This is a genomic window from Actinomadura scrupuli (assembly GCF_050971785.1).
Taxonomy (GTDB): Bacteria; Actinomycetota; Actinomycetes; order Streptosporangiales; family Streptosporangiaceae; genus Actinomadura_E; species Actinomadura_E scrupuli.
Genome location: NZ_JBPCCU010000008.1, coordinates 351,824 through 375,571, shown reverse-complemented (window position 1 = coordinate 375,571; position 23,748 = coordinate 351,824). Strand labels below are relative to the sequence as shown.

General features: G+C 71.3%; 21 protein-coding genes. 4 read left to right on the top strand and 17 right to left on the bottom strand.

Annotation, left to right across the window (positions count from 1 at the left end; genetic code table 11):
* Positions 1 to 316: 316 nt before the first annotated feature.
* The 11 genes from ACRYCC_RS32430 to ACRYCC_RS32380 all read right to left on the bottom strand — a co-directional run bounded on the left by ACRYCC_RS32430 (position 317) and on the right by ACRYCC_RS32380 (position 10,592).
* Positions 317 to 1,144 (bottom strand): TrmH family RNA methyltransferase, encoded by an 828-nt coding sequence (locus ACRYCC_RS32430; protein ID WP_433817560.1) that lies wholly within the window; start codon positions 1,142 to 1,144, stop codon positions 317 to 319.
* A 21-nt stretch (positions 1,145 to 1,165) separates the two neighbouring features.
* Positions 1,166 to 1,543: a 50S ribosomal protein L20 gene (rplT, locus tag ACRYCC_RS32425; protein ID WP_433817559.1), complete on the bottom strand. Its 378-nt coding sequence runs from the start codon at positions 1,541 to 1,543 to the stop codon at positions 1,166 to 1,168.
* A gap of 79 nt (positions 1,544 to 1,622) precedes the next feature.
* Positions 1,623 to 1,817: a 50S ribosomal protein L35 gene (gene rpmI / locus ACRYCC_RS32420; protein WP_433817558.1), complete on the bottom strand. Its 195-nt coding sequence runs from the start codon at positions 1,815 to 1,817 to the stop codon at positions 1,623 to 1,625.
* 176 nt (positions 1,818 to 1,993) lie between these two features.
* Entirely contained in the window at positions 1,994 to 2,653 is a 660-nt protein-coding gene (gene infC / locus ACRYCC_RS32415; RefSeq protein ID WP_433817557.1) for a translation initiation factor IF-3, read from the bottom strand.
* Between the two features lie 270 nt (positions 2,654 to 2,923).
* Positions 2,924 to 3,739 (bottom strand): shikimate dehydrogenase, encoded by an 816-nt coding sequence (locus ACRYCC_RS32410; protein WP_433817585.1) that lies wholly within the window; start codon positions 3,737 to 3,739, stop codon positions 2,924 to 2,926.
* 8 nt (positions 3,740 to 3,747) lie between these two features.
* Positions 3,748 to 4,899: an endolytic transglycosylase MltG gene (gene mltG / locus ACRYCC_RS32405; protein ID WP_433817556.1), complete on the bottom strand. Its 1,152-nt coding sequence runs from the start codon at positions 4,897 to 4,899 to the stop codon at positions 3,748 to 3,750.
* The gene (ruvX, locus tag ACRYCC_RS32400) at positions 4,896 to 5,357 is read right to left on the bottom strand and encodes a Holliday junction resolvase RuvX (protein WP_433817555.1); all 462 of its coding nucleotides are present in this window, start codon (positions 5,355 to 5,357) and stop codon (positions 4,896 to 4,898) included. Before ruvX ends, mltG begins: the two co-directional genes overlap by 4 nt.
* A 94-nt stretch (positions 5,358 to 5,451) precedes the next feature.
* Entirely contained in the window at positions 5,452 to 8,133 is a 2,682-nt protein-coding gene (gene alaS / locus ACRYCC_RS32395; protein WP_433817554.1) for an alanine--tRNA ligase, read from the bottom strand.
* A gap of 2 nt (positions 8,134 to 8,135) precedes the next feature.
* Positions 8,136 to 8,423: a DUF6167 family protein gene (locus tag ACRYCC_RS32390; RefSeq protein ID WP_433817553.1), complete on the bottom strand. Its 288-nt coding sequence runs from the start codon at positions 8,421 to 8,423 to the stop codon at positions 8,136 to 8,138.
* A gap of 79 nt (positions 8,424 to 8,502) precedes the next feature.
* Positions 8,503 to 8,910 (bottom strand): DUF948 domain-containing protein, encoded by a 408-nt coding sequence (locus ACRYCC_RS32385; protein WP_433817552.1) that lies wholly within the window; start codon positions 8,908 to 8,910, stop codon positions 8,503 to 8,505.
* Between the two features lie 287 nt (positions 8,911 to 9,197).
* Positions 9,198 to 10,592, bottom strand: a complete 1,395-nt coding sequence (locus tag ACRYCC_RS32380; protein ID WP_433817551.1) for a replication-associated recombination protein A — start codon at positions 10,590 to 10,592, stop codon at positions 9,198 to 9,200.
* A gap of 123 nt (positions 10,593 to 10,715) precedes the next feature.
* Here ACRYCC_RS32380 and ACRYCC_RS32375 point away from each other — a divergent pair, with 123 nt between their 5' ends.
* On the top strand, positions 10,716 to 11,297 hold the full coding sequence (locus tag ACRYCC_RS32375; RefSeq protein WP_433817550.1) for a TIGR03086 family metal-binding protein: 582 nt from the start codon (positions 10,716 to 10,718) through the stop codon (positions 11,295 to 11,297).
* Between the two features lie 97 nt (positions 11,298 to 11,394).
* Here ACRYCC_RS32375 and ACRYCC_RS32370 read toward each other — a convergent pair whose 3' ends face one another.
* Together ACRYCC_RS32370 and ACRYCC_RS32365 are read right to left on the bottom strand one after the other, a co-directional pair.
* Positions 11,395 to 12,624, bottom strand: a complete 1,230-nt coding sequence (locus ACRYCC_RS32370; RefSeq protein ID WP_433817549.1) for a DUF349 domain-containing protein — start codon at positions 12,622 to 12,624, stop codon at positions 11,395 to 11,397.
* 146 nt (positions 12,625 to 12,770) lie between these two features.
* Positions 12,771 to 13,610, bottom strand: coding sequence for a peptidylprolyl isomerase (locus tag ACRYCC_RS32365; protein ID WP_433817548.1), 840 nt, complete (start codon positions 13,608 to 13,610; stop codon positions 12,771 to 12,773).
* 219 nt (positions 13,611 to 13,829) lie between these two features.
* Between ACRYCC_RS32365 and ACRYCC_RS32360 the strand changes: the two genes are divergently transcribed.
* The 3 genes from ACRYCC_RS32360 to aspS are packed head-to-tail and all read left to right on the top strand — an operon-like array spanning position 13,830 to position 17,563.
* Positions 13,830 to 14,552 (top strand): MBL fold metallo-hydrolase, encoded by a 723-nt coding sequence (locus ACRYCC_RS32360; RefSeq protein WP_433817547.1) that lies wholly within the window; start codon positions 13,830 to 13,832, stop codon positions 14,550 to 14,552.
* 6 nt (positions 14,553 to 14,558) lie between these two features.
* Positions 14,559 to 15,821, top strand: coding sequence for a histidine--tRNA ligase (gene hisS / locus ACRYCC_RS32355; protein WP_433817546.1), 1,263 nt, complete (start codon positions 14,559 to 14,561; stop codon positions 15,819 to 15,821).
* The gene (aspS, locus tag ACRYCC_RS32350) at positions 15,818 to 17,563 is read left to right on the top strand and encodes an aspartate--tRNA ligase (protein ID WP_433817545.1); all 1,746 of its coding nucleotides are present in this window, start codon (positions 15,818 to 15,820) and stop codon (positions 17,561 to 17,563) included. The genes hisS and aspS overlap by 4 nt, the downstream gene beginning before the upstream one ends.
* A gap of 62 nt (positions 17,564 to 17,625) precedes the next feature.
* On the opposite strand, the gene ACRYCC_RS32345 is transcribed toward aspS, so the two are convergent.
* The 4 genes from ACRYCC_RS32345 to secD all read right to left on the bottom strand — a co-directional run bounded on the left by ACRYCC_RS32345 (position 17,626) and on the right by secD (position 23,717).
* Positions 17,626 to 20,076: a RelA/SpoT family protein gene (locus tag ACRYCC_RS32345; RefSeq protein WP_433817544.1), complete on the bottom strand. Its 2,451-nt coding sequence runs from the start codon at positions 20,074 to 20,076 to the stop codon at positions 17,626 to 17,628.
* A gap of 101 nt (positions 20,077 to 20,177) precedes the next feature.
* Positions 20,178 to 20,702, bottom strand: a complete 525-nt coding sequence (locus ACRYCC_RS32340) for an adenine phosphoribosyltransferase (RefSeq protein ID WP_433817543.1) — start codon at positions 20,700 to 20,702, stop codon at positions 20,178 to 20,180.
* Between the two features lie 76 nt (positions 20,703 to 20,778).
* On the bottom strand, positions 20,779 to 21,951 hold the full coding sequence (gene secF, locus ACRYCC_RS32335; RefSeq protein WP_433817542.1) for a protein translocase subunit SecF: 1,173 nt from the start codon (positions 21,949 to 21,951) through the stop codon (positions 20,779 to 20,781).
* Entirely contained in the window at positions 21,951 to 23,717 is a 1,767-nt protein-coding gene (gene secD / locus ACRYCC_RS32330; protein ID WP_433817541.1) for a protein translocase subunit SecD, read from the bottom strand. Before secD ends, secF begins: the two co-directional genes overlap by 1 nt.
* Between the last annotated feature and the right edge of the window lie 31 nt (positions 23,718 to 23,748).

Genomic DNA, 23,748 nt, shown 5'->3' with positions numbered 1-23,748 from the left:
CTCCGGTCGTCGTCGACGCGGCACGTAAGCCGCCTTCCTATCGTCGGTCATTGTCCGCCCCCGTATGACACGGCTCCATCACCGCTCTCCTCACCACCGTAGACATCAGGTGAGACGCACGAATCACTCGCCGGGTTGGTTTCAGCGTCCTCCTTGTGGAGGATCCGCCCGGCCGGATGAGACGCGATCTCGAGACGGGACGAACCTGCGCGACAATCCTGGCAGGTGACCGGCACCGCAACGACCCGCGACACCGTCCTCATACGGCCACCGATCGGTCACCTCCCCGAGGCAACCATTCGGTTCCGGACGGAACTCAGCCCGCCGCGCGCTGGGCGCGGGCCGAGGCGTACAGGCAGACCGCCGCGGCCGTCGCGAGGTTGAGGCTCTCGGCGCGCCCGTAGATCGGCACGCTCACGACCTCGTCGACGAGGTTCAGGATCTCGTCGGGCAGCCCCCAGGCCTCGTTTCCGAAGACCCAGGCGGTGGGGCGGGCGAGCACGCCCGCGTCCGCCGTCTCGTCGAGCGACCGCTTGCCCGCCCCGTCCGCGGCCAGGACGGTCAGGCCGGTCTCCCGCAGCGCGGGGATGAGCTCGCCGAAGCGCGGGCCGACGACCACCGGCAGATGGAAGAGGCTGCCGGCCGAGGCCCGCACGCACTTGCCGTTGTACGGGTCGACCGAGGCGTCGGTGAACACCACCGCCCCGGCGCCGGCGGCGTCGGCGGTGCGCAGCACGGTGCCGGCGTTGCCGGGGTCCCGTACGTGCGCGAGCACGCTCACCAGGGACGGCCGGGCGGCCAGCGCGCCGTCCAGGGAGACGTCGAGGAACTCGCAGACGGCCAGCAGCCCCTGCGGGGTGACGGTCTGCGCGAGCTCGGCCATGACCTCGCCGCTCACCTTCAGCACCGGCACCCCGGCGGCGTCGGCCGCCCGGATCAGCTCCGGATGCCGGCTCGCGGCCTCGGCGGTGGTGAACAGCTCCGCCAGGCCCCCCGGTGCCCCGGGAAGCGCGAGCGCCTCCCGTACGGCCTGGGGGCCTTCGGCGAGGAACCGGCGATCGTTGCGCCGGAAAGCGCGTTTGGCGAGCCGTCGAGCCGCCTTCACCCGCGGTGAACGGAGCGAGGTCAGCTCGAGGCCCGCCATCAGCGTCTGGTCGCTCTCTGCTCAGGCGGCCGCGGTGCCCTGAGCGGGCAGGGCGTCCTTGGCCAGCTTCACCAGGGCGGCGAAGGCCGCGGCGTCGTTGATCGCGAGCTCGGCCAGCATGCGCCGGTCGACCTCGATCTCGGCCGCCTTCAGGCCCTGGACGAACCGGTTGTAGGTCATCCCGTTTGCCCGGGCGGCGGCGTTGATCCGCTGGATCCACAGGCGGCGGAACTGTCCCTTACGGTCCTTGCGGTCCCGGTAGGCGTAGGTCATCGAGTGGAGCATCTGCTCCTTGGCCTTGCGGTACAGACGCGACCGCTGACCACGGTAACCACTCGCCCGCTCCAGGACGACCCGGCGCTTCTTGGCGGCGTTGACCGCCCTCTTCACGCGTGCCACGTTGCAAACTCCCTCGTGGGGGCCGGTGCCTCATGGGCTCCCGGCCGGTCGTACAGGTTGCTGGTTGCTGGACGGTCGGTTAGAGACCGAGCAGATTCTTCATCTTCTTGGTGTCGCCCGGGGCGAGGACCTGGTCCTTGTCGAGCCGCCGCGTCCGCTTGGACGCCTTGTGCTCGAGCAGGTGGTTCTTGTTGGCGCGGCGGCGCATCAGCTTGCCGGTGCCGGTCACACGGAACCGCTTCTTGGCTCCACTGTGCGTCTTCATCTTCGGCATGATCGCCGTCGTCTCCCTCGTGTCCTGGCCCCTCGCGGGGCGCGGGGGCGTGCCGGACCGCACGGCGGACCACGTCGTGGCCACACCGGTCGATCAGGCACGGTGAACGTGCATCACGGGCGGCCCGCCCTCCGTGGAGGAACGGACCCTGCCATGACGTCCCCGGGTTCGGGGACCTACTGGTTCTCCTGCTGCTGGGCCCAGTCCGCCTCGCGCTCGGCCTTGGCCTCGTCGCGCTCGGCTCGGGCCTCGGCCTTCGCCTCGGCCTTCTTCTTGTGCGGGCCGATCACCATGATCATGTTCCGGCCGTCCTGCTTGGGGTTCGACTCGACGTACCCCAGCTCCGTGACGTCCTCGGCGAGCCGCTGCAGCAGCCGGTAACCGAGCTCGGGACGGGACTGCTCACGACCACGGAACATGATCGTGACCTTGACCTTGTCCCCCGCCTTGAGGAACCGCACCACGTGACCCTTCTTGGTCTCGTAGTCGTGCGGGTCGATCTTCGGCCGGAGCTTGATCTCCTTGATGATCGTATGCGCCTGGTTACGCCGCGCCTCACGTGCCTTCATCGCGGACTCGTACTTGAACTTGCCGAAGTCCATGAGCTTGGCCACGGGCGGCCGTGCCGTCGGTGCGACCTCTACCAGGTCGAGATCCGACTCACGGGCAAGTTCGAGTGCCTTGGCGATGGGGACTATGCCCACCTGTTCGCCGTTCGGGCCGACGAGCCGGACCTCGGGCACGCGAATGCGGTCGTTGATACGCGGTTCGGCGCTGATGGGGCCTCCTTGAAGCGCATGAGTGTCTGCGACCGGTCGTACCCCTGGGCCATTCACGCGAAAAGCCCCGCACGACTCGCATGCAGGGCCACCTTCGGTCATCTCTACGGCCGTGGCCGACGAGAGGGGTCATCAGCCGCCGAACGGCCGATGACCGGACCGAGAACCCACCGGCCCGAAGCCGGTCAGGTGGGAGGTGGCCTCCGCTTGCACGCCCGGTGCTCGCACACCGGGCCGGTCAGGGGTCAACACTATCAGCAATCCACCGTGACGAGGTATTCCGAGCTGCCCGTTCGGTCACAGGACGGCCTCTTTCCGGCGCCGTGATCACTTCGCGGCGGCCCGGGCGGCGAGCTCCGCCTCCCCCGCCGCGCGCATGACCTCGACCGGGACGCCGGTGCGGCCGGTCATCAGCTCGACCTGCCGTGCCGCCTGGTGCAGCAGCATGGGGAAGCCGCCGACCACCGTGCCGCCGGCCGCCAGGACCGCGGCGCCCAGCGGGGAGGGCCACGGAGCGTAGGTCACGTCGAACACCGCCGGGCACGAGTCGGCGATCAGGCCGGCGTAGGGGGCGGCCCCCGCGCCGGGGAGCGTCGAGACGACCAGCCCGGCCGGCGGGAGCTCCCGCAGGTCCTCCAGGGATCGCACGGTCACCGACAGCCCGAACCGCTCTCCCACCGCGGCGGCCTCCGCCGCGCGCGCCGGGGTCCGTACGGCCAGGGTGGCCCGGCCGGCCCCCAGCCGGGCCACGGCGGCCAGCGCGGACGCCGCCGTCGCCCCGCCGCCGAGCACCAGCACCGACGCGGGGACCTCGATCCCGGCCTCGGTCAGCGCCATGACGATCCCGTGCACGTCGGTGTTGTCGCCCCGCAGCCCGTCGTCGCGGAACAGGATCGTGTTGGCGCCCCCGACGTTCACCGCCAGCTCGGAGCAGGTGTCCACCAGCGTCAGCGCGACCCGCTTGAGCGGCATGGTGAGCGACAGGCCCGCCCATGGTTCTTTCAGCATCCCGGCGAGACCGTGCTCGTCGCACTCGACCGCCTCGTAGGACCAGTCGCGCAGGCCCATGGCCGCGTAGGCCGCCCGGTGCAGCACCGGGGACAGCGAATGCCCGACGGGCGATCCCAGCACCGCGCACCGCATGAGCACGGTCACCGGTGCGTCTTGAGGTACTGGTCGAGCTTGGCCTTCATCCTGGCGAAGTCCGCCTCGGTGGTCCCGTACTCGGTGTAACCGGTGCTGGGGTTGGTGGTGACGAAGAACAGCCAGTCCCCCTGGGCGGGCTTCAGCGCGGCCTCGATGGCGATGGTGCCGGGGCTGTCGATGGGGCCGACCGGCAGCCCCTTGACCCGGTAGGTGTTGTACGGCGACTGGACCAGGAGGTCCTTGTTGTACACGCGCAGGGTCCGGCGGTTGAGCGCGTACAGCACGGTGGTGTCCAGCCGCAGCGGCGTGCCCTTCTTGAGCCGGTTGTAGATCACCCGGGCGATCTTCGGGAAGTCCTCGTGCGTGCCGCCCTCGGCCTGCAGCAGGCTGGCCAGGGTGATGACCTGGCCGGGGGTCAGCCCGACGCTCTTGGCCCGGGTCTCCAGACCCAGCCCGTCGGCCTCCTGCTTGAACCGGCCGACCATCATCTTGAGCACGTCGCGGGCCGTGGCCTTGGGGGGGACGTCGTAGCGGGCCGGGAAGAGGTACCCGTCGAGGTGGCCCTTGGCGTACGGGGGCAGCCCGAGGCCCGACGGGCTGGCCGCCGCCCGCTGGAAGCTCTTCAGCGGGATGCCGGTCTTCTTGGCCAGCACCGGGAGGAGCTCCTTGAGCCGCAACCCCTCCTGGATGGTGATCTGGTTGGCCCGGGAGGCGGGGTTCAGCAGCAGCGCCAGCGCGGACTTGGCCGACATGCGCAGCCGCATGCGGTAGAACCCCGGCTGGATGGTGCTGGCCTTGGGCTCTGACTTGGCGACGTCGTTGAAGGCCCGCGAGCTCTTCACCACCTGCTGGTGCTGCAGGGTGGCGCCGATCTGGCTGATCAGATCACCGTCCCGCACCTGGACGGTGACCTCGCCGGTGCCCTCCCCCTTGTAGTCCGGGGGGTGCACGTAGTCGTCGAGCACGGCGTAGCCGATCACACCGCCGACGCCGACGACCGCCACCAGGAAGGCGAGGGCGAACAGCACCGCGGCCCGCCCGCCGGCGCGCTTGCGGCGCTGCTGCTTGCGGGCGGCCTTCTGGGCACGCCGCCCTATCCGGTCCGACGACAGGTGCCCCTCGGACGACGGATCGGAGAACAGGTCCAGATCGTTCATGCCGCGCTCCCCCGGACGATCTCGCCGGCGGGCCGGTCGGTCAGCCGCTCACCGTCGAGGGCCGCCTGGAGCAGGACCGCCGCGGCGACCTGGTCGACGACCTGACGGCGCGCCTGACCTTTGACCCCCCGCTCCCGCAGGCCGCTCTCGGCGGTCACGGTGGTGAGCCTCTCGTCGTACAGCCGGACCGTTCCCGGGGGGAGCCGGTCGGCGATCCGCACCGCGAAGTCGCGGGCCGCCTCGGCGGCCGGGCCCTCGCGGCCCGACAGCGACATCGGCAGGCCGACGACCACTTCGATGGCCTCGTGCTCGGCGGCGAGCTGCGCGATCCGCTCCAGGTCGCCCTTGCCGCGGCGTACGGTCTCCAGCGGTGAGGCCAGGATGCCGTGCGGATCACTCCGCGCGATGCCGATCCGGACACTGCCCACGTCGACTCCCAACCGGATGCCCGTTCTCATGGCCGCGCTCCGCGTGTCGACGCCCCGGGACGATCCCGGGACGATGCCCTCGGCGAGCCTGCGGGTCCGGCCGTCGCGGCGTCCACGGCGTGCCTCACGCGGCCCGTACCGCGGCGGCCACCGCTCGTTCGACGGCGGTGAGGGCCTCGCCGATGGCCTGGGGATCGCTCCCGCCGCCCTGCGCGAGATCGTCCTTGCCGCCGCCACCCCCGCCGAGGACCCTGGCCGCGACGCCGACGAGGGCGCCCGCCCGCAGGCCCTGCTCCCGGGCGGTGTCGCTGACCGCGACCACGACGACCGGGCGGTCCTTGGGCACCCCGGCGACGATGACCACGGCGGGGCGGCCCTGGATCCGGCTCCGGACGTCGGTGGCCAGCTTGCGGAGATCGTCGGCGCCGGTCCCGTCGGGGAGCCGGTGCGCGACGTAGGCGACGCCGCCGACGTCGCGGGCCTCCGCCGCGAGCGAGCCGGCCGCCTCCAGCACCCGCTGGGAGCGGATCCGCTCGAGGTCCTTCTCGGCGTCCCGCAGCCGGGCGACCATGCCGGAGATCCGCTCGGGCAGCTCGTCCCGGCCGGCCTTCAGCTGCTCCGACAGCTGCGAGACCAGCAGGCTCTCGCGGGCCAGGAAGCGGAAGGCGTCGATGCCGACGAGCGCCTCGACGCGGCGGATGCCGGAGCCGATGGACCCCTCACCCATGATCTTGATGAGGCCGAGCTGGCCGGACCGGGCCACGTGGGTGCCGCCGCAGAGCTCGCGGGAGTAGTCGCCGACCTCGACGACCCGGACCTCGTCGCCGTACTTCTCGCCGAACAGCGCCATCGCGCCCAGGGCGCGGGCCTCGTCGATCGAGGTGTGGAAGGCCCGGACCTCCAGGTCGTTGACGAGGATCTCGTTGACCTCGTCCTCCACGTCGCGGAGCACGCTCGGCGGCACCGCGCCCGGCGCGGTGAAGTCGAACCGGAAGCGGCCGGGGGAGTTCTCCGAGCCGGCCTGGGCCGCGGACTCGCCCAGCGCGCCGCGGAACGCGCGGTGCACCATGTGGGTGGCGCTGTGCGAGCGGGAGATGGCCCGGCGCCGCTCCACGTCGATCTCCGCCAGCGCCACCTCGCCGGCCCGGGCCTCGCCCTTGGTGACCCGGCCCCGGTGCACGATCAGCCCGGTCAGCGGGGACTGCACGTCGTGGATCTCGATCTGGGCGCCGTTGCCGAGCTTGATCACGCCGTGGTCGGCGAGCTGGCCGCCGCCCTCCGCGTAGAAGGGGGTCCGGTCGAGCACGACCTCGACGTCGGTGCCCTCACCGGCGGCCGGCACGTCGGCGCCGTTGACCAGCAGGCCGACGACCCGCGCCTCGGCGGTGACGTCGTCGTAGCCGATGAAGTCGACCTTGCCGCCGGACAGGTCGAGCAGGCCGGACAGGATCGAGACGTCGAGGTTGCCGGTCTTCTTGGCGGCGGAGTCGGCCTTCGCGCGGTCCCGCTGCTCCTTCATGAGCCGGCGGAACCCCTCCTCGTCGACGGACAGGCCCTGCTCGCCCGCCATCTCCAGGGTGAGGTCGATCGGGAAGCCGTAGGTGTCGTGCAGCTTGAACGCCTGGGCGTCGCCCAGCGCCGGCCGGCCGGCCCGCTTGGCCTCCTCCACCGCCGCGTCGAAGATCGCGGTGCCGGTGCGGAGGGTCTGCAGGAAGGCGGCCTCCTCGGAGTCGATCACCGAGTGGATGCTGCCGGCGGTGCGGATGAGCTCCGGGTACTGCTCGCCCATCGCCGAGATCGAGGCGGCGGTGAGCTCGTGCATCAGGCCGCTGTCCTCGGCGCCGAGCAGCCGCAGGTTGCGGATCGACCGGCGCAGGATGCGGCGCAGCACGTAGCCACGGCCCTCGTTGCCGGGGATGATGCCGTCGGCGACCATCATCATGCCGCTGCGGACGTGGTCGGCGATGACCCGCAGCGAGACGTCCGCGGCGTGCTCACGGCCGTACTTGGCGCCGGTCAGGTCGGCCGCCCGGTCCAGGACCTTCCACATCGTGTCGGTCTCGTAGATGTTGTCCACACCTTGGAGTACGGCCGCCATCCGCTCCAGGCCCATTCCGGTGTCGATATTCTTCGCCGGCAGGTCTCCCCGGATCGGGAAGTCCTCCTTGCCGGCGCCCGCGCCGCGCTCGTACTGCATGAAGACGAGGTTCCAGACCTCGAGGTAGCGGTCCTCGTCGGCGATCGGGCCGCCCTCGCGCCCGTACTCCGGGCCGCGGTCGTAGTAGATCTCCGAGCAGGGCCCGCAGGGGCCGGGGACGCCCATCGACCAGAAGTTGTCGGCCATGCCGCGCCGCTGGATGCGCTCCAGCGGCACCCCGACCTGCCGGTGCCAGATGTCCTGGGCCTCGTCGTCGTCCTGGTAGACGGTGACCCACAGCCGGTCCTCGGGGAAACCGAATCCGCCGTCGGCCTCGGCGGCGGTGAGCAGCTCCCAGGCGTACGGGATCGCCTGCTCCTTGAAGTAGTCCCCGATCGAGAAGTTGCCGAGCATCTGGAAGAACGTGCCGTGCCGGGTGGTCTTGCCGACCTCGTCGATGTCCGGCGTGCGCACGCACTTCTGGCAGCTCGTCATCCGCGGGGACGGCGGCGTGCGCTGGCCCAGGAAGTACGGCTTGAACGGGACCATCCCCGCGTTGACCAGCAGCAGGGTCGGATCCTCGGCGATCAGGCTGGCCGAGGGCACGACGGTGTGCCCGCGTTGCTCGAAAAACCGGAGGTAGCGGCGTGCCACCTCTGCCGACTCCATGATCAGTGGCCGTCCTTCTCGTCGTTGATGATCGTGTAACGCGCCCGCAGCACCCGCCGCGGGCCGTCCTCGCGCGGTTCCGGCGCCATCCCGTCCAGCTCGATGGCCTCTCTGAGCTGCTCCTCCCGGTCCTGCATACCCACCCGGACGTCGTCGGTGAACATCCGGAGCCGGTCACCGGCGCGGACCGCGACGCTCTGGGGGGTGAGGCTGCGCGCGAACCGGGAGACCCGGCGCATGCCGTAGATGCCCATGCCGGCGCCCACCGACATCCAGAAAAGCCTTCTCATCCCGCCTCCCGGGCCGTCGTCACCATGCCGCTCGTCACACCGGTCATCACGCCGCGAGCCGTGCCGCTCCGTACGCCGCTCACTTGCGGCCCCTGCCGGAGGGCCGGGGGGCGGGCAGCCGGGTCTGCTCCTGGGACGGGCGGTTCTGGCCGAGCGCCCGGCGCACCCCGTAGGAGAACGCCGCGGCCTTGACCAGGGGACCGCCGACCACCGAGGACATGACGGTGGTGACCGCGGAGACGTTCTGGCTGACCCCCGCCATCTGGCGGGTGATGACCTCGGTGCGGCCGAGCTGCTCGCTCGCCTTCCCGACCGTGTCGGTCAGGTCGTCGAGCAGCGGCCCGGCCTGGTCGCCCAGGTCGGCCATCAGTTTGGTCGTCTCGGTCAGCAACCTGGCGAGCTTGAGCAGCGCGTAGCCGAGGAAGCAGACCAGGATCGCCCAGAAGACGGCCACGATGAGGCCCGCCAGCTGTTCACCAGTAAGCATCCGGGTTTCCATTCGAGAGTCGCTGGGCACGAGCGCGGTTCGGACAGACCCTACCGTGGGGGCGCTGTCGTGCACCCGCGCACGTCACACGGCGGTCCGCGGGCCGGCCGGGCTCGGTCCCCGGGAGACCACTGCGCCCGGGCAGCACCGGCATGTCGCCGTAGCGGTCCAGGATCCGTGCGGTGAAACCGGTCCGTTCCAGTACATCCGCCATCTCCCGTCGATGGTACAGGCGCCGCCGGTACGGCCCGGCCGTCCGCCGGGGCACCGGCTCGGCGTCCGGCCGGTCACGCCCGGCCGCCGCGCAGCACCGCCCGGATCCGCTCCAGGACCTCGGTGAAGCGGCCCTCGGCGCCGTGCCGGGTCGGGCGGTAGTACTCCTTGCCGTGCACGACGTCCGGCGCGTACTGCTGCTCGGCGACGCCGCCCGGATGGTCGTGGGCGTACTTGTAGCCCTTGCCGTGGCCGAGCTCGCGCGCCCCCTTGTAGTGCGCGTCGCGCAGATGGGAGGGCACCGGGCCGACCAGCCCCTGCCGGACGTCCGCCATCGCCTCGCCGATGGCGACGATAACGGCGTTGGACTTGGGCGCCAGCGACAGGTGGATGACCGCCTGGGCCAGGTTGATGCGGGCCTCGGGGAGCCCGACGAACTCCACCGCCTGGGCGGCCGCGGTCGCGGTCTGCAGGGCCGTGGGATCGGCCATGCCGATGTCCTCGCTGGCGTGCACGATGAGCCGGCGGGCGATGAACCGCGGGTCCTCCCCCGCCTCGATCATGCGGGCCAGGTAGTGCAGCGCGGCGTCGACGTCGCTGCCCCGGATGCTCTTGATGAAGGCGCTGATGACGTCGTAGTGCTGGTCGCCCTCGCGGTCGTAGCGGACCGCGGCCCGGTCGACGGCCTTCTCCAGGACGTCGACGTCGATGGTGGGCGCCGCGCCCTCCGCCTGGTCGTCGACCACCAGGGCGGCCGCCTCCAGGTAGGTCAGCGCCCGCCGGGCGTCCCCGCCGGCCAGCCTGACCAGGTGGTCCTCCGCGGCGTCGGCCAGCTCGACCCGGCCGCCCAGGCCGCGCTCGTCGGTCCGGGCCCGGCGGATGACCTCGCGCAGCTGGTCGTCGCCGAGCGGCTCCAGGGTGAGCAGCAGCGACCGGGACAGCAGCGGGCTGATCACCGAGAAGAACGGGTTCTCGGTGGTGGCGCCGATGAACGACACCCAGCGGTTCTCCACCGCCGGCAGGAGGGCGTCCTGCTGGGCCTTGTTGAACCGGTGCACCTCGTCGACGAACATCACGGTGCGCCTGCCGGTCATGCCGAGCTCACGCCGGGCCAGGTCGATGGCGGCGCGCACCTGCTTGACGCCGTCGGAGACCGCGGAGATCTCCACGAAGCGCCTCCGGGTGGCCAGGCTCACCACGGTGGCGAGCGTGGTCTTGCCGGTCCCGGGCGGCCCCCACAGCACCAGCGACAGCGGGGCGTCCCGCTCGACGAGCTGCCGGATCGGGGTGCCGGGCCCCAGCAGATGCTCCTGGCCGACGACCTCGTCCAGGCCGCGCGGGCGCATCCGCACCGCGAGCGGCTCCTGTGCCCGGGTGGCCCGCTCCTGGCGGGTCGCGGCCTCGGCGGCCTCCCGCGCTCCGGGCTCCTCGAAGAGGCCCTCCGCCTGTCCTGAATCCGCCCTGGCCATGACCCTGAGATTAGCCGTCCCCGGCGACGGCGCACGCCATGCGGTGGCGCCCGGGGCACCCGGCCCGCGGTAAGTCCCCGAGAACGCTTGACACGGGCTCCAGCGCGCGGGTCAATCGCCTCCATGACCTGGGAACTGAGTGGCTATCACCGGGCGCTGGAGGCCTTCGAGGCCGTGGTGGAGGGCGTCCAGCCGGCCGGCTGGGCGGCTCCGTCCCCGTGCGCGGGCTGGACGGCGTGGGACGTCGCCGGGCACGTGACCGGCGGGCAGCGCCTGATCGAAGCCCTGGCCACCGGGCAGATCCCGCCCGATCCGGGTGCCGACCCGGGCCGGTTCTGCGGCGACGACGCGGTGCGGAGCTGGCGTACGGCCCGCGCCGAGTGCACCTCGGCGCTCACCGAGACGGCGCTGCAGCGGCCCGTCCCGTTCGGCGCCCTGGGCCGGCTGCCGCTGCACCTGTTCCTCGGCGGCCACATCCTGGAGCTGCTGGTGCACACCTGGGATCTGGCTCAGGCCACCGGCCAGGTCGCCCGGCTGGACCCGGACCTGGTGCACCACGCCTTCGCGACCGCCCAGGTGGTGGCGGGCACGCTGCGCACCGACGGCCGGCTCGGCCCGCCGCTGACCCCGCCGGCCAGGTCGGACGAGCTGACGCGGCTCCTGGCCTTCATGGGCCGCGCCGCCGGGCTCCGGGCGGCGCCCTGACCCCGGGGGCCGCACACCGGTCCGGCCGGGGCCGCGCGGCGACCCGGCGGAGGCCCGGAACGGCCCGGCGCAAGCCTGCAACGGCCGGGCGGGAGCCTCAGGAGAACTCGGCGAGGGTCCGCTGGGCCTCTTCGAGCCAGGCCTGACGGGCCGTCAGCGCCTCCTCCGCGTCCTTGACGTCCTTGTCGCGGCCCGCCGCACGGGCCTTCTCCAGCCGCTTCTCGAGCTGCTCGATCGAGGTGCGCAGCTGGGCGACGGTGGCCTCGGCGCGGGCCCTGGCCTCCGGGTTGGTGCGCCGCCACTCCGAGTCCTCGGCGCCACGCACCGCCTCCTCGATCTTGCGGAGGCGCCCTTCGAGGCGGTCGCGGGAGTCGCGCGGGACCATGCCGATGGCCTCCCAGCGCTCCTGGATGGACCGCAGGGCCTGGCGGGCCTGGCGCAGGTTGGTGACCGGGAGCAGCCGCTCGGCCTCGGCCAGCAGCTTCTCCTTGGCCTCACCGTGCTCGCGCAGCTCCGCGTCGCGCTCGGAGAACGCCGCCGAGCGGGCGGCGAAGAAGGTGTCCTGCGCGGCCTTGAACCGCGCCCACAGCTCCTCCTCGGTGTCGCGGCCGGCCCGGCCGGCGCTCTTCCACCGCTGCATGAGATCCCGGTAGGCGGCCGCGGTGTCGGCCCAGTCGGTGGAGCCGCACAGCGCCTCCGCCTCCGTGACCAGGCCCTCCTTCTCCTCCCGGGCGTGCTCGCGCTGGTCCTCCAGGGTGGCGAAGTAGGCCTTGCGGCGCTTGGTGAAGGAGTTGCGGGCACTCGACAGCCGCTTCCACAGCGCGGTCTCGGTGGGCCGGTCGATGCGCTCGGCGACCTTCCACTCCTCGACCAGCTGGCGCAGCCGCTCCCCGCCGTTCTTCCAGTGCGTCTCCTCCGCCGCAATGCGCTCGGCCTCGCCGACGATGCGCTCCTTGATCTCGCGGGCCTCGGAGCGGGCCTGCTCCCGCTTGATCTTGAGCTCTTCGCGGCGTTCGCCGAGCACCCCGGTCAGCGTCTCCAGGCGCCGCAGGAGCGCGTCGAGGTCGCCCACGGCGTGCGCGCCGGTCACCGACTCGCGGAGCCGGTCGATGCCGCTCTGCGCCTGGGCGGGGGCCAGGTCGGTCGTCCGGATCCGCTGCTCGAGAAGCTCGATCTCGGTGACCAGGGAGTCGTACTTGCGCCTGAAGTAGGCGAGGGCCTCTTCCGGGGCACCGGCCTGCCAGGACCCCACGACCCGCTCGCCGTCGGCCGTCTTCACATAGACCGTGCCGTCTTCGTCGACACGTCCCCAGGGATCGGTGCTCACCGTTGACCTCCCAGACCGCGCCGTTCTCGTCGACACGACACCGGGCCCATCAGCGGATCGGTGGCGCTGGACACGTTGCCTCCTGCGTCATGGTCCGGCCTGTTCGCTTTCGGGCCGGACCCTCCAAACCTTAGCCCTCTGTCACACTATTTCTTGGTGATCGTGACGTCGTTAATCTCGATCTTCTTCTTGGGCTTGCCGTCCCCGGTTCCGCCGGAATTGTCGGACCCCGCCTTTGCCACCTCGTCGATGACGTCCAGCCCCGAGGTCACCTTGCCGAACACCGTGTAGTCGGCCGGCAGATCCTTCGAATCACCGTAGACGATGAAGAACTGGCTGCCGTTGCTGTCCGGCTGCTGGCTGTGCGCCATCGCCAGGACGCCGCGGGTGTACTTGGCGCCGGTGGTGTTCTCGTTGGCGAAACGGTACCCCGGACCGCCCGCTCCGGAGCCCGTCGGGTCCCCGCACTGCAGGACCTGCAGGGAGCCGGTGGTCAGCCGGTGGCACTGGGTCTTGTCGAAGTAGTTCTTGCCCGCCAGATAGGCGAAGGAGGCCACCGTGCACGGCGCCTTGGCGGCGTCGAGGCTCACCTTGACGTCACCGAGGTTGGTCTTGACCGTGGCCGTGACGTTGCCCTTGTAGGCCGGCTTGACCGGGGGCTTGCCCAGGCCCTTCGGCGCGCCCTGGTCGGGCGAGTCGAGGTAGCCGCACTCACCGGGCTTGACGGCCGGCTGCGGCGTCGGGGTCGCGGCGGCCTCGGGCGTCTTGGCCTTCGGCTCGTCGTCGCTGCTCATGGCCACGGCGACACCGGCCCCCGCGCCGCCCAGCAGCACGATCGCCGTCACGCCTCCGATGACCTTGACCCGGCGCGCCTGCCGTTCCTGGACGGCACGCCGCTGCTGCTGGCGCTCGTAGCGCTGCCGCGCGAGCTGCTTCTTGCGGTCCATGCCCGCCACCTGGATGCCCTCCTCGCGGTGCCCTCGCACCGAATTCCGCTGAATCCTTGACCAATCAGCCCGTTGATCAGGTAAACGTGCTGCGCATCGTAGCGTTCCTGGGCCGGTGATGCGGACCGGGTCGTCTTCCCGGCCCGGCCGTGCCACCCGGCGGTGCCCGATCCGGCGACACGGCTATCTCGTTCGCCGTCGTGGGAGCCCCGCCGGTACCCTCGAAGAACCGCCAACACGCGTAACGAAGGGACGACCGTGTTCGTCGCCGGATTCCCCGCAGGATCGTTCGCCGCGAATTGCTATGTCGTGGCACCCGCCGCGGGTGAGGAATGCGTGATCATCGATCCCGGGCAGGACGCCGAGGCCGGGATCGACGAGGTGCTGCGCGAGCACCGGCTCAAGCCGGTCGCCGTCGTGCTCACCCATGGCCATATCGATCATGTCTGGTCCGTGGCCCCGGTCTGCGGGGCCCGGGACGTGCCGGCCTACATCCACCCGGACGACCGGGCGCTGCTGTCCGATCCGGCGCGGGGGCTCTCGCTCACCCCCGGGCAGCAGCTGTTCGGCGGGATCACCTTCTCCGAGCCGGACGACGTGCGGGAACTCGCCGACGGCGCCGTGCTCGAGCTGGCCGGGCTGCGGCTGACCGTCGACCACGCACCGGGCCATACGCCCGGGTCGGTGACCTTCCGGACGCCGGCCGCCGAGGAGATCCCCGAGGTGCTGTTCTCGGGCGACCTGCTCTTCGCCGGGTCCATCGGGCGCTCCGACCTGCCCGGCGGCGACCACCCGACCATCCTGCGCAGCCTGGCGAGCGTGTGCTTGACACTGCCGGACGAGACCGTCGTCCTGCCCGGGCACGGCCCGCAGACCACCATCGGCCGCGAGCGCGCCACCAACCCGTATCTCGTGGACCTGCAGCCCGCGCGAGCCGGTGAGGCGCGCCCCCGGCCCGACGCACCCAGTAAAGGCCTCTGAAAGACTATGAGTTCGAGCTTCCAGGCCCCCAAGGGGGTCAGTGAATACGTGCCGCCGCGGTCGGCGGCCTATCTCGCCGCCCGTGACGCGTTCGCCGCGGCCGCCGCCCGCGCCGGGTACGGCTACATGGAACTTCCGGTGTTCGAGGACACCCAGTTGTTCGCGCGCGGCGTCGGCGAGTCGACCGACGTGGTGACCAAGGAGATGTACACCTTCCAGGACCGGGGCGGCCGCTCGATCACGCTGCGCCCGGAGTTCACCGCGGGGGTGCTGCGCTCGGTGCTGGAGAACGGGCTGCACAAGGGCGCCCTGCCGGTGAAGGTGTGGGCCACCGGCCCCGCGTTCCGCTACGAGCGGCCGCAGGCGGGCCGCTACCGGCAGTTCTACCAGGTCAACCTGGAGGCGCTGGGCAGCGAGGACCCGGCGCTGGACGTCGAGACCATCGCTATCGCCTGGGACTTCTACCGCGACCTGGGCATCACCCGGCTCGAGCTGAAGCTCAACTCGCTGGGCTGCGCCGAGTGCCGGCCGGGCTACCGGCTGGCGCTCCAGGAGTTCCTGCGCGGCCTGGACCTGGACGAGGCGACCCGGGAGCGCATCGAGATCAACCCGCTGCGGGTGCTGGACGACAAGCGCCCGGAGGTGCGGGCCCAGGTCGCGGACGCCCCGTTGATCACCGATCACCTGTGCGGCGACTGCAAGGCGCACCACGACAAGGTCCGCGAGCTGCTCGGCGACCTGTCGATCCCATGGACCGACGATCCGCGGCTGGTGCGCGGCCTGGACTACTACATGCGGACCCTGTACGAGTTCGACCACCCGCTGCTGGGCGCCCAGTCCGGCATCGGGGGCGGCGGGCGCTACGACGGGCTGTCGGAGACGATCGGCGGCCCGCCGCTGCCCGGCATCGGTTTCGGCCTCGGGCTGGACCGCACCGTGCTGGCGATGGAGGCCGAGGGCGTCTCCGGCACCGCCACGGCACCGGTGAGCGTGTACGGCGTGCCCCTCGGCGAGGCGGCGGAACGGAAGATCTTCTCCGTGGTGGCCGGGCTGCGCCGGGCCGGGATCGCCGCCGACATGTCCTACGGCGGCAAGGGGCTCAAGGGCGCCATGAAGAGCGCAGGCCGCTCCGGGGCCGCGTACGCCGTGATCCTCGGTGACCGGGACATCGCCGCCGGGTCCGCGCAGCTGAAGGACCTGGCCACCGGTGACCAGGCCGCCGTGGCGCTCACTGAGATCATCGATGTCATCAAGGGGAAGCTTTCATGATTCGCTCGCACGAGGCCGGTTCGCTCCGCAGGGAGCACGCCGGTGACAAGGTGACCCTTGCGGGCTGGGTGGCGCGCAGACGCGACCACGGCGGCGTGACGTTCATCGACCTGCGCGACGGCTCCGGCACCGTCCAGGTGGTCTTCCGCGAGGAGGACACCGCCCACGACCTGCGGTCGGAGTTCTGTGTCGTGGTCACCGGCGAGGTCCGGGCGCGGCCGGAGGGCAACGAGAACCCCGAGCTGCCGACCGGTGCCGTGGAGGTCGTCGCCGCCGAGATCCAGGTGCTCTCCGAGGCCGCCCCGCTGCCCTTCCCGATCGAGGGCGACGTGACGGTCAACGAGGAGGTACGGCTGAAGTACCGCTACCTCGACATCCGCCGGGACGCCGTCGCCCGCGCGATGCGGATCCGCTCGGACGCCTCGTTCCTGGTCCACGACGTGATGCGCGAGCACCGGTTCGTCAACGTGGAGACCCCGACGCTCACCCGGTCCACCCCGGAGGGCGCCCGCGACTTCCTGGTGCCGGTGCGGCTCAAGCCCGGCAACTGGTACGCGCTGCCGCAGTCACCGCAGCTGTTCAAGCAGCTGCTGATGGTCTCCGGGCTGGAGCGGTACTACCAGATCGCGCGCTGCTACCGGGACGAGGACTCCCGGGCCGACCGGCAGCCCGAGTTCACCCAGATCGACATCGAGATGTCGTTCGCCGAGCAGGAGGACGTCCTGCAGGTGGGCGAGGACCTGGTCGCCACCCTCTGGAAGGAGATCGCCGGGCACGAGGTGCCGCGGCCGATCCCTCGCATGACCTACGCCGACGCCATGGCGCGGTACGGCTCGGACAAGCCCGACCTCCGGTTCGGCAACGAGCTGGTCGAGATGACCGGCTATTTCGCCGACACGTCCTTCCGGGTCTTCCAGGCGCCCTACGTGGGCGCGGTCGTGATGCCCGGCGGCGCGTCCCAGACCCGCAAGGAGCTCGACGGCTGGCAGGACTGGGCGAAGTCGCGCGGCGCCCGGGGCCTGGCGTACGTGCTCGTCCAGCAGGACGGGACGCTCGGCGGCCCGGTCGCCAAGAACCTGTCCGAGCAGGAGCGGGCGGGGCTGGCCGCGCAGACCGGCGCCGGGCCCGGTGACGCGGTGTTCTTCGCCGCCGGCCGGCCGCACGCCTCCCAGGAGCTGCTGGGGGCCGCCCGGCTGGAGATCGGCCGCCGCTGTGGCCTCATCGACGAGTCGCAGTGGTCGTTCCTGTGGGTCGTCGACGCCCCGATGTTCGAGCCGGTGACCGACGAGGACGGCAACGAGATCGGCTGGACCCCGGTGCACCACCCGTTCACGGCGCCCAAGCCCGAATGGGCCGACTCCTTCCACGAGCGCCCGGGTGAGGCCCTCGCCGACGCGTACGACATCGTCTGCAACGGCAACGAGATCGGTGGCGGCTCGATCCGTATCCACCGCGCCGAGATGCAGCAGCGGGTCTTCGACACCCTGGGCCTGTCCAAGCAGGACGCCGAGTCGAAGTTCGGCTTCCTGCTGGAGGCCTTCGCCTACGGCCCGCCGCCGCACGGCGGGATCGCCTTCGGCTGGGACCGGACGATCATGCTGCTGGCCGGGCACGACTCGATCCGGGACGTGATCGCCTTCCCGAAGGCCGCGTCGGGCCACGACCCGCTCACCGGGGCGCCCACGCCGATCACCGGCGAGCAGCGCAAGGAGGCCGGGGTCGACGCCACGCCCGGCGCCTGAGGCCCTCATGACGGTGGCCCGTCCCCGGCGCGGGGGGACGGGCCACCGTCATGCCGGAGCCGCTACGACCCGCTGCCGCTGGTGACGCGGTAGACGTCGTAGACGCCGTCGATGGTGCGGACCGCCTTGAGCACGTGCCCCAGGTGCTTGGGATCGCCCATCTCGAAGGTGAACCGGCTGACCGCCACCCGGTCCCGGGTGGTGGTCACCGAGGCCGACAGGATGTTGACGTGCTGGTCGGACAGCACCCGGGTGACGTCCGACAGCAGCCGCGGCCGGTCCAGCGCCTCCACCTGGATCGCGACCAGGAAGACCGAGTCCTCGCCGGGCGACCACTTGACGTCGACCAGGCGCTCCGGCTGGTTCTTGAGCTCGGTGACGTTGACACAGTCGACCCGGTGCACCGAGACGCCGTTGCCGCGGGTCACGAAGCCGACGATCTCGTCGCCGGGCACCGGGGTGCAGCAGCGCGACAGGCGGACCCAGACGTCCGGATCGCCCGCGACGACCACGCCGGGGTCGCCGACCGGGCGGGTGCGCTTGCGGCGGGTGGGGAACGCGGTCTCGGCCAGGTCCTCGTCGGCGCTCTCGGCGCCGCCGAGCGCCTGCACCAGCTTCTGCACGACCCCCTGGGCCGTGACGTGGCCCTCCCCCACGGCGGCGTACAGCGCGGAGACGTCGGGATAGCGCAGGTCCCTGGCCAGGGCGAGGAGCGCCTCGCCCGACATCATGCGCTGCAGCGGGAGGTTCTGCTTGCGCATGGCACGGGCGATCGAGTCCTTGCCGGTCTCGATCGCGGTGTCGCGGCGCTCCTTGGAGAACCAGTGCTTGATCTTGTTGCGGGCGCGGGCGCTCTTGGCGAAGTTCAGCCAGTCCCGGGACGGCCCGGCGTCCTGCGACTTGGAGGTGAAGATCTCGACGGTGTCGCCGTTGTCGAGGGTGGACTCCAGCGGGACGAGCCGCCCGTTGACCCGGGCGCCGATCGTGCGGTGGCCCACCTCGGTGTGGATGGCGTAGGCGAAGTCGACCGGGGTGGCGCCCTGCGGCAGGGCGATCACGTCGCCCTTGGGGGTGAAGACGAACACCTCCGAGACCGACAGGTCGAAGCGCAGCGACTCCAGGAACTCGGCGGGGTCGGCCGTCTCCTTCTGCCAGTCCAGCAGCTGGCGCAGCCACTGCATGTCGGCGGCCTTGCGGCCGGCGACCGTCTCCTCCTTGTACTTCCAGTGCGCGGCGACGCCGTACTCCGCCCGGCGGTGCATGCCCCAGGTGCGGATCTGCAGCTCGACCGGCTTGCCCTCGGGCCCGATCACCGTCGTGTGCAGCGACTGGTACATGTTGAACTTCGGCATCGCGATGTAGTCCTTGAACCGGCCGGGGACCGGGTTCCAGCGCGCGTGGATCGAGCCGAGGGCCGCGTAGCAGTCGCGGACGGAGTCCACCAGGACCCGGATGCCGACCAGGTCGTAGATGTCGTCGAAGCTGCAGTCGCGGGCGATCATCTTCTGGTAGACGGAGTAGTAGTGCTTCGGCCGACCCGTCACCGTGGCCTTGATCTTGGCCTCGCGCAGGTCGGACGAGACGTTCTCGATGACCTCCTGCAGGAAGATGTCGCGCCGGGGCGCCCGCTCGGACACCAGCCGGGCGATCTCGTCGAACCGCTTGGGGTACATCGTGGCGAACGCGAGGTCCTCGAGCTCCCACTTGAGGGTGTTCATGCCGAGCCGGTGCGCCAGCGGAGCGAAGATCTCCAGCGTCTCGCGGGCCTTCTTCTCCTGCTTGTGGCGGGGGAGGTAGCGCAGCGTCCGCATGTTGTGCAGCCGGTCCGCCAGTTTGATCACCAGGACCCGGATGTCGCGGGACATCGCCACGACCATCTTGCGGACGGTCTCGGCCTCGGCCGCCTCGCCGTACTTGACCTTGTCGAGCTTGGTGACCCCGTCGACCAGGGCCGCGATCTCGTCGCCGAAGTCCTTACGGAGCTCGTCGATGGTGTAGGGGGTGTCCTCGACGGTGTCGTGCAGCAGGGCCGCGCACAGCGTCTCCTGGTTCATCCCCAGCTCGGCGAGGATGGTCGTCACCGCGAGCGGGTGGGTGATGTAGGGGTCGCCGCTCTTGCGCTTCTGCTCGCGGTGGTAGTGCGCCGCGACGTCGTACGCGTGTTCGATCAGCTTGAGGTCCGCTTTGGGATGCGTGTTGCGGACGGTCTTGGTGAGAGGTTCCAGTACCGGATTCATGATGGGTCCGCGCTGGGCGCCCAGTCGAGCGAGCCGTCGGCGCACCCGGGCGGCGGATGGTGGAATCGAGGCCGGCGCCGACCCCGAACCCGGAGCGGAGGCCCGCTGGGCGTCCGAGGCGGGGGCATCGCTGCCCGCGGGCGCACCGGAGGAGTCCTCGGGGGTGACCGGCGGCACGGCGCGCGGCGCAGCAGGCGCCGGTGCGCTCCCGGAGGTCACGGCATCGTGCGCCGTGGCATCCGTCACCGCGTCGGTCGAGACCACCTCACCCGGCACCCAGCCTCCTCATAACCGCACGCGCGACTCCGTCGTGACGCCAAGTGTATCCGCCGCCCATTTGTTCCCCGCGCCGAACTGCGGTTTCGGGCCTGCGGGCATCACACGGTGACCAGAGAATGTACCTCTAGGTCGGTGAGCCTGGCCCGGCCATCGAGAAACCCGAGCTCCATCAGCACTGTGAGCCCCACCACATGTCCGCCGGCCCGGCGGACCAGGGACGCGGCCGCCTCGGCGGTGCCGCCGGTCGCGAGCACGTCATCGACGATCAGCACCCGGTCCCCCGGCCGGAAGGCGTCCTGGTGGACCTCCAGGGTGGCGGTGCCGTACTCCAGATCGTAGGTCTGGCCGTAGGTGGCCGCGGGCAGCTTGCCCTGCTTGCGGACCGGGACGAACCCGGCGCCGAAGTGGTACGCCACCGGCGCGGCCAGGATGAACCCGCGCGCCTCGATACCGACGATCTTGTCGATGGTGCCGCGCCCGTGGTGCAGGACGACCGCGTCGACCATCGCGGCGAACGCCGTCGGGTCGCCGAGCAGCGGGGTGATGTCCTTGAACACGATGCCGGGCTGGGGATAGTCCGGGACGTCCCGGATCAGCTCAAGGATCGACTTGCTGGCTTCCATCTCTCCCCGTTCCACCGCCCGGCCATGATCGTGCAATACGAACGTATCGCACGATCATGGCCGGGGGCCTGCGCCTCTACTGCCCGCGGCTGCGCCGCGTGCCCTTCTTGGGCTGCTGCCGCGGCCCCTGCTGGACCATCCGGCGCGCGGACGCCGCGCGGTCCCCCAGGTCGTCCTGGGGCTCCTCGGCGTCCTCGGCCGGGCCCGGAACGGTCACCGCCGTCCCGCTGCCGGTGCTCTTGCCCGCCGCCTTGCCGCCGGACCGGGCCTGCCGCTTGGGGCTGGTCTCCCGGGCCCGCAGGCGCTGCCGCAGGGCCTTCATCTTGGGGTCGCGCTCCTTGAGGTCCGCCAGCAGCGGGGTCGCGATGCAGATGGAGGAGTACGCACCCGCCAGCATGCCGACGAAGAGCACGAGCGCCAGGTCCTTGAGCGTGCCGGCGCCGAGGAAACCGGCCCCGATGAACAGCAGGCCGGCCACCGGCAGCAGCGCGATGACGGTGGTGTTGATCGATCGGACCAGGGTCTGGTTGAGCGCCAGGTTGGCGGCCTGGCTGTAGCTGACCCGCGAGGAGGGCGACAGGCCGCGGGTGTTCTCCCGGACCTTGTCGAACACCACGACGGTGTCGTACAGCGAGTAACCCAGGATGGTCAGCAGGCCGACCACCGACCCCGGGGTCACCTCGAACTGCAGCAGCGAGTAGATGCCGATGGTGATCAGGATGTCGTGCGCCAGCGCGATCACCGCCGCCGCCGCCATCCGCCACTCGAAGGCGATGGACAGGTAGGCGATCACCAGGATCACGAAGATGATCAGGCCCTGGAAGGCCTTCTTGGAGATGTCGGCGCCCCAGCTGGCTCCGACGGTGCTCGGGCTGACCGCGTCCGGGCCGCTCAGGTGGAAGGTGCTCGCGAGGCTCTTCTGCACCTGCGAGAGCTCCTGGGAGTCCAGGCTCTCCGTCTGCACCCGCCAGCCGATGCTGGTCTTCTGCACGATCGGGTCCTCGTGCACCACGCCCGAGTGGGTCACCGCGGACCGCACCTGCTGCGTGGTGGCCTGGTCCGACCTGAACTGGAAGACCGATCCGCCCTTGAACTCGATGCCCATGTTCAGGCCGAGGGTGGCCAGCGAGGCGATGCTGACGACGAGGATCAGCCCGGAGACGGCATACCAGAGCCGCTGCTTGCCGACGAAGTCGATCGAGGACTCACCGCGGTACAGCCGCCCGCCGAGGTTTCCCAGCCGGGACATCAGGCCTCCTTCGTCAACGTCGTGCCGGTACCCCGCGAAGCGGTGCTCTTCGCCCCGAGCCTTCGGGGGTCGAGCCCGGACAGCGGATGGCCCCGGCTGAAGAAGCTCACCCGGGACAGCCCGGTCACCATCGGCTTGGTGAACAGGAAGACCACGGCCACGTCGATGAGCGTCGTCAGGCCCAGCGTAAAGGCGAAACCGCGCACCGTGCCGATGGACACGATGTAGAGCACCAGCGCGGCCAGGAACGAGACCGCGTCCGCGACCAGGACGGTGCGCCTGGCCCGCTCCCACCCGCGTTCGACGGCCGTGCGCAGGCTGCGGCCCTCGCGCACCTCGTCACGCAGCCGCTCGAAGTAGACCACGAAGGAGTCCGCCGTGATGCCGATGGCCACTATGAGACCCGCGATGCCCGCCAGCGAGAGCCGGAAGTCGATGAACTTGCCCAGCAGCACCACGCACAGGTACGTGACCAAGCCGGCGATCATGAGGCTGACGATGGCGACGAAGCCCAGCCCCCGGTAGTACAGCAGGCAGTAGATCGCGACCAGCCCCAGCCCGATCGCGCCCGCGATCAGGCCCGCGTTGAGCTGGTCCTGGCCGAGGGTCGGCGAGACCGACTCGATGGCGCTCTGCTTGAACTCCAGCGGCAGCGCGCCGTAGTTCAGCACGTTGGCCAGGTCGGTGGCGTACTGCTGGTCGAAGCTCTCCGGCGGGCCGTCGATCTGGGCGTTGCCGCCGCCGATCGCCCCGCGGGTGATCTCGGGAGCCGAGACGACCTGGCCGTCCAGCACGATCGCGACCTGCCGCTGCGGCGAGGAGGGGTCCTTCTGGTACGCCGCGTAGGCGTCCTTGGTGACGCTGTAGAACTGGTCGGCGCCCTGCTTCTTGAAGTTCATGCTGACCGACCAGGCGACCTGGCCCTGCTGCACGTTCGGCGGCTGGGCGACGGCGGAGCCGACCTGCTGGCCCTGGACCCGGACCGGGCCCAGGAGGTACTTGGCGGTGCCGTCCTGGTCGCAGACGGCCACCCACTGGCGCCTGTCGTCGTTGGCACCGGGGAGCTTGGTGCCCTTCCGGCTGCAGTCGGCCTTCTGGAACTGCTCCAGTGCCGCCTTCTCGTCGGCCGTGCCGGGCACGGCCGGCGTCGCCGGGGTGGCGGGGGCGGGGGTCGCGGTCGGCCCGGGCGTCGCCGAGCCGGACGGGGACGGTGTCGGGCTGGGCGCGGTCAGCGCCTGCGACAGGGCCCGGCCCTTGGGCGTCGCGGACGGCGAGACCGACGCGCTGGTCTTGGCCGCCGGGGACTTGGACGCCCCCGGCGACGGGGTGGTGGTCGCCTTGCCGCTGGGCGAGGGAGAGGGCGGCGGCTCGGCGATCGGCCCCGCCGCGGTCTCGGCGAAGACCTGCCGGAACTGCAGCTTGGCGGTGGTGCCGATCAGCGCCACCACCCGGGACTGGCCCTGGCCCGGCACCTGGACGACGATGACGTTGTCACCCTGCTTGGCGACCTCCGCCTCCGAGACGCCGAGACCGTTCACCCGGTTTCGCATGATCTCGACAGCCTGGTTCATCTGGCTGCCCGGCGGGGTCTTGCCCTTCTCGGTCACCGCTGTGAGGGTGACGCTCGTGCCACCCGCCAGGTCGAGGGCGAGTTTGGGCGTGGTCTGTCCCTGCCAGAACATCAGCCCCGCCAGGGCGGCGATGGCGATGAGCAGGGCGCCGAGCGCCCTGCCTGGCTGGGAAACTTTGCTGCGCGGCGGAGCCACTGGTCGTCAGTCTTCCCGTCTGAGGTGATGC

Bases quoted from the DNA above. Each gene is read 5' to 3' on its own strand.
- ACRYCC_RS32430 (WP_433817560.1), bottom strand. From the start codon at position 1,144: ATGGCGGGCCTCGAGCTGACCTCGCTCCGTTCACCGCGGGTGAAGGCG.
- rpmI (WP_433817558.1), bottom strand. From the start codon at position 1,817: ATGCCGAAGATGAAGACGCACAGTGGAGCCAAGAAGCGGTTCCGTGTG.
- ACRYCC_RS32410 (WP_433817585.1), bottom strand. From the start codon at position 3,739: ATGCGGTGCGCGGTGCTGGGATCGCCCGTCGGGCATTCGCTGTCCCCG.
- mltG (WP_433817556.1), bottom strand. From the start codon at position 4,899: ATGAACGATCTGGACCTGTTCTCCGATCCGTCGTCCGAGGGGCACCTG.
- ruvX (WP_433817555.1), bottom strand. From the start codon at position 5,357: ATGAGAACGGGCATCCGGTTGGGAGTCGACGTGGGCAGTGTCCGGATC.
- alaS (WP_433817554.1), bottom strand. From the start codon at position 8,133: ATGGAGTCGGCAGAGGTGGCACGCCGCTACCTCCGGTTTTTCGAGCAA.
- ACRYCC_RS32390 (WP_433817553.1), bottom strand. From the start codon at position 8,423: ATGAGAAGGCTTTTCTGGATGTCGGTGGGCGCCGGCATGGGCATCTAC.
- ACRYCC_RS32385 (WP_433817552.1), bottom strand. From the start codon at position 8,910: ATGCTTACTGGTGAACAGCTGGCGGGCCTCATCGTGGCCGTCTTCTGG.
- ACRYCC_RS32380 (WP_433817551.1), bottom strand. From the start codon at position 10,592: ATGGCCAGGGCGGATTCAGGACAGGCGGAGGGCCTCTTCGAGGAGCCC.
- ACRYCC_RS32375 (WP_433817550.1), top strand. From the start codon at position 10,716: ATGACCTGGGAACTGAGTGGCTATCACCGGGCGCTGGAGGCCTTCGAG.
- hisS (WP_433817546.1), top strand. From the start codon at position 14,559: ATGAGTTCGAGCTTCCAGGCCCCCAAGGGGGTCAGTGAATACGTGCCG.
- aspS (WP_433817545.1), top strand. From the start codon at position 15,818: ATGATTCGCTCGCACGAGGCCGGTTCGCTCCGCAGGGAGCACGCCGGT.
- ACRYCC_RS32340 (WP_433817543.1), bottom strand. From the start codon at position 20,702: ATGGAAGCCAGCAAGTCGATCCTTGAGCTGATCCGGGACGTCCCGGAC.
- secF (WP_433817542.1), bottom strand. From the start codon at position 21,951: ATGTCCCGGCTGGGAAACCTCGGCGGGCGGCTGTACCGCGGTGAGTCC.